This is a genomic window from Pseudomonas helleri (genome assembly GCF_009600315.1).
Lineage (GTDB): Bacteria > Pseudomonadota > Gammaproteobacteria > Pseudomonadales > Pseudomonadaceae > Aquipseudomonas > Aquipseudomonas helleri_A.
The window spans coordinates 41,141-59,580 of sequence record NZ_WIWC01000030.1 but is presented as its reverse complement, the minus strand read 5'-3'; the positions used below and the strand labels follow the sequence as shown (position 1 = coordinate 59,580).

Annotated in this window: 14 protein-coding genes; all 14 read right to left on the bottom strand. The window is 60.2% G+C overall.

From position 1 onward, the window contains the following. Nucleotides 1-181: 181 nt before the first annotated feature. Nucleotides 182-982, bottom strand: coding sequence for an endonuclease/exonuclease/phosphatase family protein (locus GHN86_RS16735; protein ID WP_153381107.1), 801 nt, complete (start codon nucleotides 980-982; stop codon nucleotides 182-184). A 65-nt stretch (nucleotides 983-1,047) separates the two neighbouring features. After that, entirely contained in the window at nucleotides 1,048-1,749 is a 702-nt protein-coding gene (locus tag GHN86_RS16730) for a glycosyltransferase (RefSeq protein ID WP_153381105.1), read from the bottom strand. Then, nucleotides 1,746-2,345 (bottom strand): SAM-dependent methyltransferase, encoded by a 600-nt coding sequence (locus GHN86_RS16725; RefSeq protein ID WP_153381103.1) that lies wholly within the window; start codon nucleotides 2,343-2,345, stop codon nucleotides 1,746-1,748. The genes GHN86_RS16730 and GHN86_RS16725 overlap by 4 nt, the downstream gene beginning before the upstream one ends. A 3-nt stretch (nucleotides 2,346-2,348) precedes the next feature. Next, complete coding sequence (locus GHN86_RS16720) at nucleotides 2,349-3,104, bottom strand: PIG-L deacetylase family protein (RefSeq protein WP_153381101.1); 756 nt, start codon at nucleotides 3,102-3,104, stop codon at nucleotides 2,349-2,351. Further along, nucleotides 3,101-4,102, bottom strand: a complete 1,002-nt coding sequence (locus tag GHN86_RS16715) for an acyl-CoA dehydrogenase (protein ID WP_153381099.1) — start codon at nucleotides 4,100-4,102, stop codon at nucleotides 3,101-3,103. The genes GHN86_RS16720 and GHN86_RS16715 overlap by 4 nt, the downstream gene beginning before the upstream one ends. Nucleotides 4,103-4,104: 2 nt before the next feature. Beyond that, nucleotides 4,105-6,267, bottom strand: a complete 2,163-nt coding sequence (gene glgX, locus GHN86_RS16710) for a glycogen debranching protein GlgX (protein ID WP_153381097.1) — start codon at nucleotides 6,265-6,267, stop codon at nucleotides 4,105-4,107. A 98-nt stretch (nucleotides 6,268-6,365) separates the two neighbouring features. After that, entirely contained in the window at nucleotides 6,366-6,617 is a 252-nt protein-coding gene (locus GHN86_RS16705; protein ID WP_153381095.1) for a DUF2934 domain-containing protein, read from the bottom strand. A 16-nt stretch (nucleotides 6,618-6,633) separates the two neighbouring features. Continuing rightward, nucleotides 6,634-9,402 carry a malto-oligosyltrehalose synthase gene (locus GHN86_RS16700; protein WP_323369983.1) on the bottom strand — a complete coding sequence of 923 codons (2,769 nt, stop codon included), beginning with the start codon at nucleotides 9,400-9,402 and terminating at the stop codon, nucleotides 6,634-6,636. Further along, the gene (malQ, locus tag GHN86_RS16695; protein WP_153381091.1) at nucleotides 9,399-11,480 is read right to left on the bottom strand and encodes a 4-alpha-glucanotransferase; all 2,082 of its coding nucleotides are present in this window, start codon (nucleotides 11,478-11,480) and stop codon (nucleotides 9,399-9,401) included. The genes GHN86_RS16700 and malQ overlap by 4 nt, the downstream gene beginning before the upstream one ends. Continuing rightward, entirely contained in the window at nucleotides 11,473-13,284 is a 1,812-nt protein-coding gene (gene treZ / locus GHN86_RS16690; RefSeq protein WP_153381089.1) for a malto-oligosyltrehalose trehalohydrolase, read from the bottom strand. Before treZ ends, malQ begins: the two co-directional genes overlap by 8 nt. Nucleotides 13,285-13,308: 24 nt before the next feature. After that, on the bottom strand, nucleotides 13,309-14,880 hold the full coding sequence (glgA, locus tag GHN86_RS16685) for a glycogen synthase GlgA (protein ID WP_153386961.1): 1,572 nt from the start codon (nucleotides 14,878-14,880) through the stop codon (nucleotides 13,309-13,311). Between the two features lie 409 nt (nucleotides 14,881-15,289). Further along, nucleotides 15,290-15,736 carry a DUF411 domain-containing protein gene (locus tag GHN86_RS16680; protein ID WP_153381085.1) on the bottom strand — a complete coding sequence of 149 codons (447 nt, stop codon included), beginning with the start codon at nucleotides 15,734-15,736 and terminating at the stop codon, nucleotides 15,290-15,292. A gap of 223 nt (nucleotides 15,737-15,959) precedes the next feature. Then, nucleotides 15,960-17,144, bottom strand: coding sequence for an acyl-CoA dehydrogenase family protein (locus GHN86_RS16675; RefSeq protein WP_153381083.1), 1,185 nt, complete (start codon nucleotides 17,142-17,144; stop codon nucleotides 15,960-15,962). Next, nucleotides 17,141-18,313, bottom strand: coding sequence for an acyl-CoA dehydrogenase family protein (locus tag GHN86_RS16670; RefSeq protein ID WP_153381082.1), 1,173 nt, complete (start codon nucleotides 18,311-18,313; stop codon nucleotides 17,141-17,143). The genes GHN86_RS16675 and GHN86_RS16670 overlap by 4 nt, the downstream gene beginning before the upstream one ends. Nucleotides 18,314-18,440 lie beyond the last annotated feature (127 nt).

Below are 18,440 nucleotides of genomic sequence, written 5' to 3'. Positions count from 1 at the left end.
CCCGGCATCCATGCCGGTCGACCCACTCCGCGAAACCTACACTCGGCCTCCCGAAGGGGCGGCAGATCAAAAGCCAGATCACAAGCAGATCACAAGCAGATCACAAGCAGATCAAAACCAGATCACAAGCAGATCAAAACCAGATCACATGCAGATCAAAACCAGATCACTAGCCTGCACTTTATAAATTCACCTCTACCGATAACGGTAAATGATCCGATAAATGCGTCCACGGTTTGCCCCCAAGGATCATCGGGTTTTGACCCGTCGCATTGCGCAGGTACACCCGGTCCAACCGTAACATCGGAAACCGCGCCGGGTAGCTCTTGGCCAGTTGGCCATGGTGACGCAGGAACACTTCATGCAAGTCGTCACGCTGTAGCAAGGTCGCATTGCCTTGCAGTTTCCAATCGTTGAAATCCCCCGCAATGATGACCGGGTCTTCAGGCGGCAAGGATTTGAGCAGTTGGTTGAGCAAGACGATTTGCAACTGCCGATGACTCTCCAACAAGCTCAGGTGCACGCAGATCGCATGCACCTGTTTATGCCCCGGCACGTCCAGCACACAGTGCAACAGCCCGCGGCGCTCAGGGCCGGTGATGGACACGTCAAGGTTGCGATACGATTTGATCGGGAATTTGGACAGCACCGCGTTACCGTGATGACCTCCGGGGTAGACCGCGTTGCGGCCGTAGGCAAAGTCAGTCCACATGCTGTCGGCCAAAAATTCATACTGCGACACAGCCGGCCACGCGTCGTAACGCGAGGCGTGTTTGTCATGTTCGCCCAGCACTTCTTGCAAAAACACCACGTCAGCGCCGGTAGCACGCACGGCTTCGCGCAGCTCCGGCAGGATGAAGCGCCGGTTTAAGGCGGTGAAGCCTTTGTGCATGTTGACCGTGAGCACTTTGACCCGGTGTACGGCCGGCGCCGTTTCGGGCGCTGGCGATTCGATGGGGTTGCCGACAATATCAAGCGTCATGGTCTCTCCTGTGCGTTGAATCACGTTCGACCCGGTACACGCCCGGCCGTTCGGCGCACAGGCAGTTATAGCGTATCGGGACGCGAGTCCGGTTGATGTTGATCAGCTGCAGGCAACGCTAGCAGGGACTTCAGGTAATCGCCAAATCCCCCCGCCGCTCGACAGTCCAACCGGGCGCTGGTGGTCACTTTGGGCCGGTGGCTCCAGGCGATGCGGGCTCCGCACGCTTGCAGCTGTTTCACCAATTGAACATCTTCATGGCAGCTCAAGGGCTCAAACCCGCCCGCTTGCCGGTAGGCCCGGGCGCTGATGCCCAAGTTGGCGCCGTGGATGTGCCGGTGCCCGTCGCGAGCTTCGTACGCCGCGTGGTAACGGGCTTGGGCAGGCGCGTCGATCAGGGTGCCCCAGTCGTCTACGGCCACGGTGCCGCACACCGCATCGCTGTTGAGCGCCAGTTGTTCAACCAGCCAGTCTTCAGCCACCAGGCTGTCCGCGTCGGTGCAGGCAATCCAGCGCGCACCCTGTTTGAGCAGCCATTGGGCGCCCAGACTTCGAGCCGCTCCGACATTGCGGGCCTGTATGTGCAGCACGTGAATGTCGAAACCCGCCGCGATTTCAGCCGAGTGATCGCTGCAACTGTCCAGTACCAGCACCACGCTGACGGTTTCTCCCTCTAACCGCGCATGCTGGCCTGCCAGCAGCACCGCTTGCAGGCACTGCCCAAGCAGTGCTTGTTCGTTATGGGCCGGGATTAATACGCCAATCATCGCAGGCCCTCCCGCTGAGCCACTGAAATAGGGTCACGGACCCAGACTTCAAGGATGAAATCGTCTTCAAGGTGCCGGGCCAATCGGTGTAGACCCAAACTTTCATGCAGCCGGTGATGGACGGAGTCGCCCGTCAGGGAACAGCCTTCAATGGCCGGTCGCCAGTGGCACGCCAGAAAGTGCCCGTCTGGGGTCAGGCTGCGCACTACGCGCTCAATCAGGTGATGCAGTTCAGCCTCATCCAGGTAGTAACCCAGTTCGCTGAGTACGATCAGTTCGAAGTGTTCTTCTGGCCAGTGCGCCGGAATGCGGCTTTGCTGAACCTGCGCATGCGGGCAATGACGCAAACGCTCTCGCGCCAGTTCAACCGCTTTGGCCGCCGCGTCACAGCACAATAAGCGGTCGGTGCGTTGGGCCAGGCCGGCACTGAGTTCGCCATTGGCACAGCCCAGTTCGTAAATCGATGCATAGTGCTGGCGCGGCAAGCTGGCCAGGGTGAGCGCGCGTTTGCGCTGCTCGTACCAACGGTCACGAAAGGCCCAGGGATCAGGGTTATGTTCATAAAGCTGATCGAAAAATGTGGTTGGCACACTCATGATTTATTCCTGTAAAAAAACAACTTCGAACGGTTGCAGCAAGCGTTCCAGTACGGGCGCAGGCAATACAGCGAGCCCGGTGCTCGGGTCGTGTTCCAGCTGGCTGGTAAATGCCTGAGCTGCGTAGCGTTTGCGGGCGATGGCATAAGGGCTTAAAGCCACTTTGCGCGCACGCTTCCACGGCACCCGGGGATCGTCATTGTGGGCCCAGTGCCAGGCCCAAATAGGCACCTCGTGCAGGGTCGCACCCACGGCTTTGGCGGCTCGACTGCTGGCACGGCCCACAGCGTCGTGGTCGCTGTGGCCATCTTCGCGCCAGGTGGCGAATACCACGTCGCCGGGTCGCAGGTGTTGTTTGATGAAGTCGCTCACGGCGTCTTCGCTGCTCGCGACCTGAGTGTCTTCAAACCCGCCACGCACCCAGTTCAAGCCGCTCAGGCCCAGACGGGTCACGGCCTCTTCGGATTCCTGCGGGCGTACCTGACGCAGACGCTCCGGGGTCCATTGAGCAGACCCCGGATGACTGGCCGTGCCGTCGGTGATGGACATCAACAGCAGTGATCGACCGGCAGCGTGCAGCAGTTGCAGCACGCCGCCGCAGCCCAGAATTTCATCATCGGGATGCGGGGCGATGATGACGGCACGAACGCCGTCAGGCACCAGACGGGTCAGGTCGATGTGGGGCATGTGGGTCAGGCACCGGGCATTGTTCCAGTGATCCAGCTCGGTGCCCGCACCCACAATCAGGTTGGTGGTCATAGTGGCCATTTCCTTTCGGGCAGCAGGGCCGCCTGTTCGCCCAACACTTGCAGGTCGCGCTCGGCATGGCTTTGGCGCAAGTAGACCGGCAGGTCGGCGCTCAAACGGGCAAAGTGCGGGTTTTTACAATACGGCCCCGCGCCGAGCGCCCGACCGACGTGTGCAATGACCTGATCAACGCAGGCTTCAATATGGGCGCGGGTTTGACGGGCCAATAGTTGTGCATCAGCCGTGGGCGCTGCGTCCACGTGCCGGGCCGCCTCGGCGAACACGCAGGTGGCGCTGAACAAGGCGGCATTGACCGCACCCAGATGTGCCAGCGCGTGAGGATCGGCGCGCTGGCTACAGTGCTGTTGCAGGGTGTGGGCCAATGCGCTGGCCGCGCCATGCCAGCATGCGGCGATGCCGATTGCCCCTTGCCAGAAGCCGGGGCGCTGCAAGTAGTCGCCGGGACCACCGATGCAGGTTGCCCGCGCTTGTTCAAACTGCACATCAAGACTGGCGGTGGCGCTCATGCCCACGGCTTCCCAACCGTGGGTGGTGATGCTGATCTGCGGTTGCTGCATTTCAACGGCCACCAATTGCACGGCACCCTGTTCATCCCACGCGGTCAGCAAACCGTGGCTGACCACCGCCGCCCCCGAGCACCACGACTTGCGGCCGTCGAGCACGGCGTGCCCATTGACCGTGCGCACCTGCACGCGGGCATTGGGCGGTTCTGCAGCCCAAAGCCCCCAAGTGCTGCCGGCGGGCGGACGCTCTGCATCCAGTTCCTGCATCGTTGCCAGCGCGTCGGTATGGCCTTCATACAGTTTGCACAAACCCAAGTCGTTGCCCGCCACCAACGCCAGACGCTGCCAGCGCTCCAGTGTGCGCCCGCTGCCCGGTAAGGGCAGGGTGTCCAGCCCGGCATCGACCATCTTTTGCAAGCAATCACCCAGCGCCTGCGCGGTGGTCAGAGGCAGGGTGACGGTCTTGAAAAAATCGTGCAGATCCATGGTTATTCCTCGGCGGTGCGGATCAGTTCGAACAGCGCCATCGAACGCCCATTAAGGCTGTAAGTGCTGTTGAAAGCCAACGTATCGCGGTTTTTGAAGTCCGGATCGAAGGTGTCGAACTTGCAGATCCAGCCGCAACCTTCGGGTACTTCAGGCAGGGTGAAATCGACGGCGTCATGTTGTGCGTTGACCGTGATCAACACCGTGTCATCGGCCCCAGCGCGCTGCACGCCAGACACTTGAGCGCGACCGTCGAGCAAAATCCCCAGGCAGCGGCCATTGGGGTCTTGCCACTGCTCAATGCTCATCTCGGTGCCTTCGGGGGCCAGCCAGGTCACGTCTTTGATGCCCAGTTCTTCGTTGTAATGGCCAACCAGAAACAGGCCACGGCGCAGGATCGGATAGCTCATGCGCAGTTTGATCAGGCGTTTGACGAACTTGAGCAGCGACTTGCCATCGGCGTCGAGCTCCCAGTTTATCCAGCCAATTTCGCTGTCCTGGCAGTAGGCATTGTTGTTGCCGTTCTGAGTGCGGGCGAACTCGTCACCGGCCACGATCATCGGCGTGCCCTGGGCCAGTAACAGGGTGGCGAAGAAGTTGCGCATCTGGCGCAGGCGCAGGGTGTTGATTTCTTCGTCTTCGGTGGGGCCTTCAACGCCGTGGTTCCACGACAGGTTGTTATTGCTGCCGTCCTGGTTGTTCTCGTCGTTGGCTTCGTTGTGCTTGTCGTTGTAGGACACCAGATCGTGCAGGGTGAAGCCATCGTGGGCGGTTATAAAGTTGACCGAGGCGTAAGGGCGCCGTCCGCGCTGGTTGAAGAGTTCGCCGGAAGCGGTCATGCGCGCGGCGAAATCGGCCAGCTGACCTTCGTCGCCTTTCCAGAAGGCGCGCACGGTGTCGCGAAAGCGGTCATTCCATTCAGCCCAGCCCGGTGGAAAGCCGCCCACCTGATAACCACCGGGGCCGCAGTCCCAAGGTTCGGCAATCATTTTCACCTGACGCAGCAACGGGTCCTGGCGGCAGGCCACCAGAAAGCTGTGGCGTTCATCAAAGCCGTCGTGGTAGCGGCCCAGAATGGTGGCCAGATCAAAGCGGAAGCCGTCGACGTGCATCTCCTGCGCCCAGTAGCGCAACGAGTCGGTGACCATTTGCAGCACGCAGGGGTGGCTCAAATCCAGCGTGTTGCCGGTGCCGGAATCGTTGATGTAGTAGCGATTGTCATCGGGCATCAGGCGGTAGTAAGAGGCGTTGTCGATCCCGCGCATGGACAGGGTCGGGCCTTGCTCGTTGCCCTCGGCCGTGTGGTTGTAGACCACGTCCATGATGACTTCCAGCCCGGCTTCGTGCAGGTGCGCGACCATTTCCTTGAACTCGGCAATTTTGCCGCTGGCGAGGTAACGCGGATCGGGGGCAAAGAACGCAATGCTGTTGTAGCCCCAGTAGTTGGTCATGCCTTTTTGCAGCAGGTGCTGGTCATTGACGAAGGCATGGATGGGCAGCAATTCGACGCTGGTGACCCCCAGTTTGCGGATGTGTTCGATGACTTCATCGACCATCAGACCGGCAAAGGTGCCACGCACATTTTCCGGGACGGCGGGGTGTTGCATGGTGATCCCACGCACGTGGGTTTCGTAGAAAATCGTGCGTTCCCACGGCACCACGAGGCGATGGTCGTGGCCCCAGGTGTGGGCCGGGTCGATCACTTTGCATTTGGGCACGAAGGGCGCGCTGTCGCGTTCATCGAAGCTCAGGTCCGCGTCGGGGTGGCCGATGGTGTAACCGAACAGTGCTTCTGACCATTTCAGTTCGCCGACCAGTTGCTTGGCGTAGGGGTCGATCAGCAGTTTGTTGTGGTTGAAACGATGGCCATTTTTCGGGTCATACGGGCCGTACACGCGGTAGCCGTAGATTTGCCCCGGATGGGCGTCGGGCAAGTACCCGTGGTAGGTCTCATCGGTGTACTCGGGCAGCTCGATACGTTCCAGTTCCACTTCGCCGGTGGAGTCGAACAGGCACAGCTCGACTTTGGTGGCATTGGCCGAGAACAACGCAAAATTCACACCTAGCCCGTCCCAAGTGGCGCCAAGCGGGAAGGGCAGCCCTTCGCGAATACGCGAGGGTTCAACGTCCGGTGTTGCAGAGGGTGCTGACTTGCGCTGAGACATAGTGGCTCCTGGGTAAAGTGTCGCTAGTGACGGGCAATAAGTGCCCGTCAGGCGTTATGGTCCTGTTCAAAATGACGTTCGGCGTTAACTGAGCAGCGTTAAGGCGTGGCCGGCTTGCGCGGTGCCCGTGGCTTTTTAACGGCCGCTTCCTTGGTGGCTGGCTTGGCGGCTGCGGACTTGGCCGGCGCTTTGGCCGCTTTGGCCGTTTCGGCCTTGGTCGGCGCTAACGCCTCGGCCTGCGCCAGTTTGTGCGCCATCTCCCAATGCCGGGCTTCCTGCCCATGGGGTTGTCCTTCGGACTCCCAGATTTGGTAAGCAAATTCACGAATGCGTTTTTCGTTAGTACTCATCGCAAAGCTCCTGAACTCAAGTGTTGATCATGAGGCTGACGGGGAAGGTGTCCAGAGCGTCGCTGACCCTTAGCGTCCTATGTGTAATGACTGCGGGCGAACCAAAAAATCCCTTAAATGTTGCATCTATTCCGTCGAACGGTAGTTCGATGAAGGTTTCACCCCATTCGGGTGTTTTTTCCAGCAGTTGTAAGTGTTTTTGGGTGTGATTGGCGATAAGGCGTGGCACAACGATGATAGCCACTTGCTCATGCCACTGACGGGCAAACGCGAGCAGGTGATCGGCATGTTCTCCGCGAATAGCCAGCGGTATATAGCGACCCCGGCTGAACAGCTGCGGGTGCCGGGCGCGGACGTTGAGGGTGCGGGCAATCAAGGCCTGCTTGATCGCTCCGCTGCGCCAGTCAGCCAGCAGGGCCTGCGGGCTGAGGGTGTCATCGAGCATTTGTAGATGCCGGGCATAGTCCACCGGGCGTCGGTTGTCGGGGTCGACGAGACTCAGGTCCCAGCCTTCGCAGCCTTGGTAAATATCAGGGATGCCGGGGCTGGTGAGTTTCAGCAGGCATTGGGCAAGGCCGTTGATCGCACCGGCCGGGGCGATGCTTTGCGCTGCGTTATACAACTCGGTACGCAGGTTCAACCCTTCGGGTTGCAGCAACAGCCGTTCGATAAAGGCGTTGATCGCTTGTTCATAAGGTTCATTGGGCACCGCCCACTGAGTGTCGAGTTTGCTTTCGCGAAGGGCCTTGAGTTGCCACTGCCAAATGCGCGCGTGATAGCGCTCCAGGCCTGGCCTGTCATCCGGGAGCAATTGCAGGGGCCAACTGCTGAGGATGATTTGAAACAGGATCAATTCATCCGCGCGGTTCGGACCTTGCGGGTCGGCCCGCAGTTGCCGTGCGAGCGGCAGCCAGCGGGCAATGCAGTGCGCATACCAGTCGCTGCGTTCGCTGAGCACGGCCAATCGTGCGCGGCAGTCTTCGCCGCGCTTGTGGTCATGGGTGGCGGTGGCCAGCAGGTTGTCAGGAAAATTCGCCAGACGTGTTTCGCAGGCTTGATGAAAGGCCTCGACGGGTGCACTGAAACACTCGGCACTGAAGCCGACGTCATTACGCGAGAGCAATCGCCCATAGCGATAGAAGGCGGTGTCTTCCACGGCTTTGGCGGCCGTGGGCGAGGTCAATTGTTGAAAGCGTATGCAGGCCTGTTTGAGCAGGGTGCGGGCGTGCCCCAGCGGTCGGCTGCGCCAGGGGTCGCCGCCCAGCCACTGTTGCAGATAGTCCAGTACCGGCCAGTCGGCTTCGCTCAAGCGTTCGCGTGCTCCTGTCAGTGCCTGCTCAAACACCGCATCATCGGCCTCACTGCGGCCAGCGGCGGTGATGTAAGTGCGGTACACCGGGAAATGAATCACCAGCGCTTGCAAGGCTCGGCGTATGGCGCCCAGCGTCAGGTCGCGGGTCATGATGTCGCTGCGTGCCACGTCCTGTAGCGCCAGTGCCACGCGTTCGAAGTCGCCCGCCAGTGCGCCGTTGAGGATCTGTTTGCGCGCCAGCAATGCTTCGGCTTTGAAGTCGGCAGGCCGGTGGCTGTGGGCGGCCCATAACAAGGCCAGTGCTTGCTCACCCTCGGGCTGGTGTTGCAGCAGTGAGACCTGATTCATGAACTCGTAACCGGTGGTGCCGTCCACGCCCCAGTCGGGGGGCAGTTGCTCATGCCCCCCGAGAATTTTTTCGACATAGATCGGCACGTGCCGATCCGGGCTGAGGCTGTCGATCCGGCGCCTGAGTTTGCGGCAATAACCGCCGGGATCGGCAAGGCCGTCGATGTGGTCGATGCGTACACCGTCAACCAGACCCTCAGCGATCAGCTCAAAGAGTTTGCCGTGAGTGGCTTCAAAGACTGCGGCCCGCTCGACGCGTAAACCGGCCAGTTCGTTGACATCGAAAAAGCGCCGCCAGTTGATGTCGTCCGCCGCCGTGCGCCAACTGGCCAGCCGCCAGGACTGTTTTTCGAGCAGTTGATGCAGGCGTGCAAAGCCTTCGCTGTGACGTGAATCGTAGCGTTGCAAATGTTGCTCGATGGCGGCGACGGTGGCGGGCGATTGGCTTAGCTCTGCCAGCTGGCGGTGTAAGGCCGCCGCTTGATCGCGGGGATTGCCGAACTGGGTCAGCGCAGAAAAGCCTTGTGCCAAAGACTGCAGCTCAGGCAACTCACTGGCACCCAGAAGTGCCGGGTAATCCTGCGGGCAAATCGGAAAATGATGCGGGCCGTGCTCGGCGTGGAACGTTCCCTGCCGGGCATTGAAACGCAGAGCAATGTCGCCTGCCCGCAGTGTGGGGCCATAGTCGTCGCTCAGAAATGGCAGCAATAACAGCCCTTCCAGTAGCGGGTCGGCTGAATGCCACTTAATGTCGAAAAACTCCGCATACGGACTGGCCCGGCCCCACGCCAGCACATCCTGCCACCACGGGTTATCGGCGCCGCCTACGGCCATATGGTTGGAGACGAAATCGAGCAGCAAGCCCATGTTGTGTGCGCGCAGTTCGGCCACCAGTCGGCGCAGGGCGTCTTCACCGCCCAGTGCCGGGCTGACGCGGGTGGGGTCGACCACGTCGTAACCATGCATGGAGCCTTCACGCGCGGTCAGCAAGGGTGACGCATAGAGGTGGCTGATGCCCAGACGGGCAAAGTAGGGCACCTGCTCACAGGCGTCGTCCAGGGTAAAACCGGCGTGCAATTGCAGACGCAGGGTGGCTCGCCAGTCCACTGCCGGGTGACGATTCACTGATCGCGCTCCTGTGCTTGCAGACGTGCGCAGGCCAGCAGTTCCAGGCGGCGGGCCACACCGGGCGAGTCGAGCAAGGCTTCGGCCTCGGCAGGCAACCGTCGGCGCCAGTTCGGGTGGGTGCTGACGGTGCCCGGCAGGTTGGGCTGTTCTTCAAGCCCCAGCGCATCTTCGATGGGCAGCAGCACCAGAGGGGCCCGCGTATGCCCGAGAAAACGCGCGCTGGCATCGAGCACTTGATCGGCGCCGCTGGATTCGTTCTGAAAGTTTTGCGGGTCCTGACTCAGGGCGCTATGCAGGCCGTCACGCTCGTGTTGACGGTGTTCACGCCAATGCACGGCGGTGGGCTCATCGACCATGCCCAGACGGGCATTCCAGTCGATGTCGCGTTCCAGCCACCAGCCATTGAGTGTCGGCGTGTCATGGGTGCTGGTAGTGGCCAGCGCGTTGTCGGGCCAGTCGAGGATGGGCCTGAAGCGCGCCCCGTAATCCTGTTCAAACAGCAATACGCGCATGCCGAGAATGGCCCGCTCGCTGAGTTTTTCACGTAGGCCGTCGGCCACGGTGCCCAAGTCTTCGCCCAACACAATGGCGCGATGGCGCACTGATTCCAGCGCCAGCAGGCGCAGCATGTCTTCCACCGGGTAATACAGGTAAGCGCCTTCATGGGGTTGCGCGCCCAAGGGGATCACCCACAGCCGTTGCAGGCCCATGACGTGGTCGATGCGCAGGCCCCCGGCATACGCGAGGTTGGCGCGCAGCATTTCGATAAAGGCGCGAAAACCGTTGCGCTTGAGCCCATCCGGAGAAAACGCCGAGATCCCCCAGCCTTGGCCGTGACGATTGAGCATGTCGGGCGGTGCGCCCACGGTCAGCTGTGCCAGCAGTTCGTCCTGGCGGCACCAGGCCTGACTGCCGCCGCCATCGGCGCCCACGGCGAGGTCGGCAATCAAACCAATGGCCATGCCACTGTCCCGGGCCGATTTATGGGTCTGCGCCAGGCAGCGGGCAATCAGCCATTGGTTAAAGGCGAAATAACCAATGCTGTGGGCGTGTTCTTCAGCAAACACCAACAGCGCCGGACTGTTGGGATCGCGCCACTGTTCGGGCCACTGGCGCCAGTCCAGCCCTTGATGGTCGGCGACGTGTTGAGCTTGCAGGGCTTCAAAGCGGCAGTGGTTTTCGAGGGCCTCGCCACCGCTGTCGCGAAACTGATTGAAGTCTTCGAGCAGCGGTTGCTCGCCCAGCAGAAAATCTTCGTAAAGCTGGCGCAGCAGGGTGTTTTTGGCCACGGTAGCGGCGGGCCAGTCGATCAAGGGTAATTGCTCAAGCCTATGCAGTTCGTCGGTCAGGCCGGTGGCCTCAATGGCCCGTTGCACGGCCACTTCCCCCAGCACCATCGCGGGTGCGGCGTACAGGCTGTTGAAAAACAGTCGGCTGGACGGCGAATACGGGCTGTAACGGTGGGGGTCGCAACTGAACATGGCATGCATGGGGCTGATGGCCACGGCATCGGCTCCGCGTTCACCGGCGGCTTTGGCAAAGCGTTCTAGCGCTTGGGTATCGCCAAAACCGCCGTCGCCTTCGCGCCTCAAGGCATACAGCTGCACGCTCAAACCCCAGGCCCGCGGGGTTGGGGTGTCAAGCGCATCGGCCATGCTGTAACAGCGGGGTGGGGCCACCGCCAACGTAAAGTGTTGGTCATCCACTTGCGCACGGTGGTAGCCGACCGGAATCATGCCGGGCAAATACCCATCGGCGTCCAGCTGAATATCCAGCGAGCCGCCGGTTTCCAGATAGACCACGCACTGACTGTGGGGGTTGAAGTAGCGCGTCAGGTCCAGACCTTTGCCCACATCGGCGGTCAACAGGGGCGGCAGGCGTTTATTCTGCTGCTCGAGCTGTAAGTTCAACAGGCTGGTTTCTATGGCTGCGCCGCTGTCGGCGGGCAAGCCCAGACCGGCCAGCACGGCTTGCAGCACGTGAGGCTCGACGCGTTGTGGACGGCCGTTGGCATCGACCCAGTCCACGGCCAAACCTGCACGGCCAGCGAGTATTTCAAGCTGTGATTCACTCATGGGCACTTTCCAGGGACGTGGGGTGATAAGGGCTGCGAACCAGAGCGACGAGCGCGCTGTAAGGCGCTAACAGGCCATGTTCGCGAAGGTGCGCGAGCAACTGCGGCGGGGTTTGATACAGGACTTCGGATTCGGCCGGGGCGCTGTAAGGCACCGCTTGAGCACTCAAGTTGAGGGCGATATGCAACACGCTGTGATCGCCCATGCGCCAGCGGGCCGCGACAGCGCCTGTCGCCAACACCTGAGCACCCAATGCCTGGGCACCGTCCAGTCGTGGAATGATCGACTGATGGCGGATGCGCAGCAGGTGTTGATACAGCGCGAGCGTGCGCTGACGTTCTTCGTCATCAGCGTTTGGCAAAGAGGGCCGGGCGCTTTCATAGGTTGAGCGAAGATTGGGGTCGGGAATCAGTGGGGCATGCTCACCTGAAGCGAAATGGCTGAAGGCGGAAAACTCCTTGCGCCGCCCCTCGCAAACGGCCTGTGCCAGCTCGCCGGTGTAGTCGGTAAAAAAGGTAAAGGGCTCGGGCGCGGCACTTTCGTCGCCCATAAACAGCAGCGGAATCATAGGCGACAAGAGCAACAGCGCGGTGGCTGCGTGTAACGCTTGAGGCGGGCAGAGCTGGTGCAGGCGTTCGCCAAAGGCGCGATTACCCACCTGGTCGTGATTTTGCAAAAACAGCACAAAGGCACTGGGGGGTAACTGACCGCTGGGTTCACCGCGCGGATGCCCGTGGCGGTCTTTTTCACCCTGAAAGACAAAGCCCTGACTCAGGCAGCGGGCCAGTTGCTGGCTGGCATGTTCGGCAAACTCGGCGTAGTAGGCGTCGGTTTCCCCGGTCAGCAACACGTGCAGGACGTTATGGCCGTCATCATTCCATTGCGCGTTGTAGTCTTTCTCCAGCAAAAAAGCCTGGTTGAACTCATTTTCAAGGGTCAACCACACATGCCGCGCTGGATCGACACTGTGACGCACACGATGGGCCAACTCCTGCATGAAACCGGGGTGATTGATGGCATGCACCGCATCCAGCCGTAAGCCGTCGATACGGTAATCGAGCAGCCACATCAGGGCATTTTCAATAAAGAAATCGCGGACTTCACGGCGCTCGAAATTGATCCCGGCGCCCCACGGAGTGTGATGCTGGTAATTGAGAAAGGCTTTGGCATAGGTCGGCAAATAATTGCCCAGCGGACCAAAATGGTTATAGACCACATCGACGATCACCATCAGGCCCAGGCCGTGCGCCTCATCGATCAGCGCTTTGAGTGCGGCAGGCGAGCCATAGGTGTCATGGGGTGCATAGGGCAAGGCACTGTCATAGCCCCAGTTGCGCTCGCCGCTGTATTGCGCCAGTGGCATCAGCTCAATCGCAGTGATGCCCAACTGCGCCAGACGCGGTAACTGTTTGGCGACCTCGGCATAACCGCCCAGCACCCCGGCATGCACTTCATAAATGACTGCTTCATGCCACGGGCGGCCTTTCCAGTGACGGTGGCGCCAAACGAAATCATGCGGGTCTACCACCACGCTGAAACCGTCGATGCCGCCATCCTGGGCCCGAGAAGCCGGGTCAGGCACCTCGGTGTCGCCATTGATGCAATAGCGATAACGAGTGCCTTTTGGGCACTCGACCTCACCGACAAACCAGCCGTCAGGCTCAGGTGAGAGGGCCACAGATCGCCCGTCTTGCAGGGTCACGCTGACGCTGTGTGCGTCAGGTGCCCACAAGGCAAAACGTGTGTGGTGTGCATCCAGCAAGTGGGCGCCGTGGGGCCATGTAGCCAATGTCTGTGAAGGCATCGATAAAAGGCCTCTTCAAGGGCGTCAGGTGTGTGCGGTTCTGCTCAATGATTGGGCCACCAGTCGCTCATACAGCTCGGCGTACGGTTCCACGGCCTGGCACCAGTTAAAGGGGGCAGACATGGCGCGGCAACGCATGGCATTGAGCAAATCGGGATAAGCAAACACCTTGAAAGCCCGACGCAAGGCGTTTTCATAGCTTTGAACAGTGGACTCGTTAAACAGAAAGCCCGTTACGCCATCTTCAATGGTGTCAGCCAGGCCGCCGGTGTTGCGCGCCACCGGCAGCGAGCCGAAGCGTTGCGCGTACATCTGGCTCAAGCCGCAGGGCTCGTAACGAGAAGGCATCAATAAAAAGTCACTGCCGGCGAAAATGCGCCGGGCGTCGGTTTCATTGAAGCCGATATTCACCCCCACTTGCCCGGGATGGCGCAGGGCCAACTCGCGCATGGCCTGTTCCTCTTCGGGCTCGCCCCGGCCGATGATGCAGATCTGGCCGCCCGAGGCGACGATAAAGGCCGCAACGGCTTCAGTCAGGTCCAGTCCTTTTTGGTACACCAGGCGCGAAACCACGGCGAACAACGGACCTTTGGACGGTGTTAAGCCAAACAGCTCGCGCACATGCTCGGTGTTGCGGGCTTTGCCTTCCCAGTCGCCGATGGAGAAGGGCGCCGTCAGATGCGGATCGGTGGACGCCTCCCAGCTTTCATCAATCCCGTTGGGAATACCGCTGAGCAAGCCTTGCTGGGTTTTACTGGAGAGAAAGCCCTCAAGCCCGCAGCCGAATTCAGGGGTGGTGATTTCCTGCGCATAGGTGGCGCTGACCGTGGTGATATGGCTGGAATAGGCCATGCCCGCCTTGAGGTAGGACAGTTTGCCGTAAAACTCCATGCCGTCCTGTTGCAGGGCATGGTGCGGGATGCCCAGTTCCGGGCAGCTGGCGCGACTGAATACACCTTGATAAGCGAGGTTGTGAATCGTAAACAGGGTAGGCGTGCGTTGGCCACGCCAATGCATGTAGGCCGGTGTCAGCCCTGCAGGCCAGTCGTGAGCGTGCACCAGATCAGGCTGCCAGTGAATCTGCGCGAGGTTGGCGGCGATATCAGCCGCGGCCAGCCCCAGTCGGGCGAAGCGAATGTGATTGTCGGGCCAGTCCCGGCCGTTATTGGCGCCGTAGGGAGAGCCGTCACGTTCATACAATTCCGGGCAAATCAGGACGTAAATGACCAGGCCGTCCTTGAGGTCCATGCGCCCGATTTTGCAAGCGGGCAGGGCCGCATGGCCGCCGAGTTCACCAATGATGTGAATCGGGTTATCGCTGTTCAGCACTTGGCGATAGCCGGGGATCAAGACCCGCACATCATGCAAATGGCGCATGGCCCGTGGCAGTGCAGCGGAGACATCGCCCAACCCGCCGGTCTTGACCAGATCGGCCAATTCAGACGTCACAAACAAGACTTTCTTTTTATTGGGGTTGGCGCTCCCGGCCGGCAGAACCGCTTTACCGCCGGCAGGGGTTAGGTCAGACAACGAAATTCGGTCTACGGCAGGTATACCCAGCCGTTCATCTTGATTGGGCACAGCAGCACTGATCATGACTCACTCCCTTTATAGTTGTTGGCTAGCGCTTTCCTTCCGGCAGCCAATCACCCTTTTCCGTTTGGATGATGCACACCATCGAAATACATCATTAATCGATGGTATGAACGACTGACGTAAACAGGTCGTAGCAAGGATTGCACGAAGCAGCGTGCCCTCTTATTCACTTGACCTGCCTCAGAGACAGAAGGTTCGTTTTTTTAACAACGAAAATAGAACGGCGAAATACGACAGGCTGGAGTGTAGGAGGGATGTTTGAATCTTGTAGGACAAAAATATGAATCATTGAAATGCCCGGTGTAAATGGGGCATGAAGCGGCCACGACGGACGGGGTTTAAAGGGCACTGTTCAGATTGATAAGAACCTATAAATGCACCATTGCGGTGCATTTATAGGGCGTGGTGTTTAATTTCCGGCGTATTCGGCGATCACTTCTTCGCGACCATCCTTACGCAGGCCAATCACCTGATAAGCGTCTTTGTGATCGCCCATTTCCATTCCCGGTGAGCCCATCGGCATACCGGGCACGGCAATACCCTTGAGGTCGTCACGCTGAGTCAACGCTTTCACTTGATCGGCGGGCACATGGCCTTCAACGAATTTGCCGTTGATGATCCCGGTGTGGCACGAAGCCAGACGCGGTTCAACCCCGGCCTGTTGTTTAAATTGGCTCATGTCGGCTTCTACATGGTCATTGACCTTGAAGCCATTGGCTTGCAGGTGTGAAATCCAGGATTTACAGCACCCGCAGTTGGCATCGCGGTGTACGTCGATGGTCAGTGATTCAGCAGCTTGCGCCATTGAAGTCAGCAGCAGGGCTGATAAAGCCACAAGACGCAGTGGGGTTTTCATGGGCTACCTCTTAACGTAAATGTGAAGGCTGCACCACCGGGCCTGTCAGGCAACTGATGGCGAGATGACAGATCTGTCAGGTGGGGACAGTTTTACGTTAAGCAAGAGGGCGAAACATGAGGTATTGCTTTTGCCGACTGACAGGGCGCGCTCAGTGGTTTATTCGCGCAGCGGTGCTGACGCCCTTGCGGCTCAGCACCCTGCGAAGGGTTGCCCCCCCGTGTTATCTGGCCTCGCGCGGCATGCCCAAGGCGCGCTCGGCAATAATGTTGCGCTGAATTTCACTGCTGCCGCCATAAATGGTGTCAGCGCGGGTGAACAGAAACAGGGCTTGCAGACGTGTCAATTGATACGGGCCTGACTCCAGTAGTTCCGCCTCTGGGCCCAGTACGTCCATGGCCAGTTTGCCCAGCTCAAGGTGCCAGCTGGACCACGCCAGTTTGTAGATGGTGGCTTCGGGCCGCAGGCTGCCGTCCTGCACCCCCGACAGCATGCGCAACGAGTTGTAGCGCAACACCCGCAAGCCGCTCCAGGCGCGGGCAATGCGTTGGCGCAGGATCGGGTCTTGCGCGGCGCCATTGTGCTTGGCAATGCGCACCACTTCGTCCAATTCATTTTGAAACTGCATTTGCTGGCCCAGCGTTGATACGCCGCGTTCAAAGCCCAGCAAGGCCATGGCAATTTTCCAGCCGTCACCGGGCTGTCCTATCAGGTTGTCTGCCGAGGTGTGCGCCTGATCAAAAAACACTTCATTGAATTCGCTGGTGCCGGTCATCTGGCGGATGGGTTGCACCCGAATGCCGGGTTGGTCCATCGGCACCAGTAAAAACGACAAGCCGCGATGCCCCACGCTCCCCACTTCAGTGCGGGCCAGCACAAAGCACCAGTCAGACTCGTGGGCCAGCGACGTCCAGACTTTTTGGCCGTTAATCAGCCATTGATGGCTATGGGGATCGAGGCTGGCGCGGGTTTTGATATTGGCCAGGTCAGACCCGGCGCCCGGTTCGGAGTAGCCCTGACACCAAAAATGTTTACCGGCCAGAATCGGCGGCAAAAACCGCTGTTGTTGTTCAGGGGTACCGAAGGCGGCGATGGTCGGGCCGACCAGCCCCTCACCAATGTGACCCATGCGACCGGGCCCACCAGCGCGAGCGTATTCTTCATAAAAGATCACTTGCTGGTTGATGCTCAACCCCCGCCCGCCATGTTCAGTGCTCCAGCCGGCACCGATCCAGCCACCACTGGCCACGACCTGCTCCCACGCCTTGCGCTGATCGGGCGCGAAGTCCTCATCGCCCGGCCCGCCGCGAAAACGCAGGGCTTCGAATTCGCCGCGCAAGTGTTGCTGCATCCACGCTGCCACCTGCTGGCGAAACTGTTCATCTGCCGCGCTAAAGCCGGTGTTCATGGGTATTCTCCAAAAATCAGTTTGGCCAGTTGCTCGCGGTGAACGTCCGGGCTGCCCAACAGCTGTTCACTGGCACGGGCACGTTTGAAATACAGGTGCGGGTCGTATTCCCAGGTAAAGCCGACGCCGCCATGTAACTGGATGGACTCGGCGGCGCACTGGTAAAACCCTTCGCTGGCGTGGATTTTGGCTGCGCTGGCCGCCTCGGCCAGTTCTCGTCGGGCCAGTGGATCGCCATCGATTTTCAAGCATTCATCGGCAATGCAGGCGGCGTAGTAACTGGCCGAGCGTGCGCATTCAATGGCGAGCATCAGGTCAGCGCAACGGTGTTTGACCGCCTGAAAACTGGCAATGCTGCGGCCAAACTGTTCACGACCTTTTATGTATTCCAACGTCAGGTCCAGCGACTGCTGGGCGCCTCCGGTCTGCTCGGCGGCCAGCCCGATGGCGGCCATATGCAGCACAGTGCGCAACAGGGGCCAGCCTTGTCCGGGTTCGCTGAGTAAATGCTCATCGCTCAGGGCTACGTCTTTAAGGGTGATGGTCGCCAGGCTGCGGGTTTGGTCCAAAGTTGGTTGGCGCTGGCGGCTGATGCCGGGGGTGTCGGCAGGCACGGCGAACAGACGGATACCGGCTTCTCCGACACTGCCCGGTGTGCGTGCGGCAATGATCAATAGGTCACAGTCGGCGCCGTCGATCACGTAAAGGTAGTGACCATTGAGGCGGTAACCGCCGCCGTGGCTTTGGGCGTAGACCTGCACGCCGGCGTCATCCCAGCGCGTTGAACTGGTGTAAGCCAGGCTGGCGCTGAGTTCGCCTGCTGCAATCAGGGGCAACCAGCGCTCCTTGAGCGCCTGATTCTGGCTCAGCAGCAGGGCGGGGGTGGCCAGGCAGCAGGTCGCGAAGAACGGCGAGGGCAGCAGGCGACGGCCGAGTTGTTCCTGTAGCAGGCTGACTTCGACAAACCCCAGGCCCAGCCCGCCATACGCCTCAGGAATGGCCAGCGCCGGCCAGTACAGTTCGCGGGCAATGCGCCCCCAGGTGTCAGCGTCATGCCCGCGCTCGCTGGCCATTGCCGTGCGCACAGCTGTGCTGTCGGCCACCTGAGCCAAAAAGCGCTCGGCAGACTGCACAATCATGCGTTGCTCGTCAGTCAGGGCTAACTCCATAGGGGGGCTCTCATAAATGAATACGGTTTAAGGCGCAAGCATGAGAGTGGCCCAAGGTGGAGAAAACCTTTGGGTGGACTAGTCCATTCAGCCGTTAACCTCGGATCGCTGGGCCAGCGAACCTGAC

Excerpts from the sequence above, each read along its gene's own strand:
- GHN86_RS16670 (WP_153381082.1), bottom strand. The coding sequence starts at position 18,313 with ATGGAGTTAGCCCTGACTGACGAGCAACGCATGATTGTGCAGTCTGCC.
- glgA (WP_153386961.1), bottom strand. The coding sequence starts at position 14,880 with ATGATCAGTGCTGCTGTGCCCAATCAAGATGAACGGCTGGGTATACCT.
- malQ (WP_153381091.1), bottom strand. The coding sequence starts at position 11,480 with ATGAGTGAATCACAGCTTGAAATACTCGCTGGCCGTGCAGGTTTGGCC.
- treZ (WP_153381089.1), bottom strand. The coding sequence starts at position 13,284 with ATGCCTTCACAGACATTGGCTACATGGCCCCACGGCGCCCACTTGCTG.
- GHN86_RS16720 (WP_153381101.1), bottom strand. The coding sequence starts at position 3,104 with ATGACCACCAACCTGATTGTGGGTGCGGGCACCGAGCTGGATCACTGG.
- GHN86_RS16705 (WP_153381095.1), bottom strand. The coding sequence starts at position 6,617 with ATGAGTACTAACGAAAAACGCATTCGTGAATTTGCTTACCAAATCTGG.
- GHN86_RS16725 (WP_153381103.1), bottom strand. The coding sequence starts at position 2,345 with ATGAGTGTGCCAACCACATTTTTCGATCAGCTTTATGAACATAACCCT.
- GHN86_RS16675 (WP_153381083.1), bottom strand. The coding sequence starts at position 17,144 with ATGAACACCGGCTTTAGCGCGGCAGATGAACAGTTTCGCCAGCAGGTG.
- GHN86_RS16680 (WP_153381085.1), bottom strand. The coding sequence starts at position 15,736 with ATGAAAACCCCACTGCGTCTTGTGGCTTTATCAGCCCTGCTGCTGACT.
- GHN86_RS16730 (WP_153381105.1), bottom strand. The coding sequence starts at position 1,749 with ATGATTGGCGTATTAATCCCGGCCCATAACGAACAAGCACTGCTTGGG.
- GHN86_RS16735 (WP_153381107.1), bottom strand. The coding sequence starts at position 982 with ATGACGCTTGATATTGTCGGCAACCCCATCGAATCGCCAGCGCCCGAA.
- glgX (WP_153381097.1), bottom strand. The coding sequence starts at position 6,267 with ATGTCTCAGCGCAAGTCAGCACCCTCTGCAACACCGGACGTTGAACCC.
- GHN86_RS16715 (WP_153381099.1), bottom strand. The coding sequence starts at position 4,102 with ATGGATCTGCACGATTTTTTCAAGACCGTCACCCTGCCTCTGACCACC.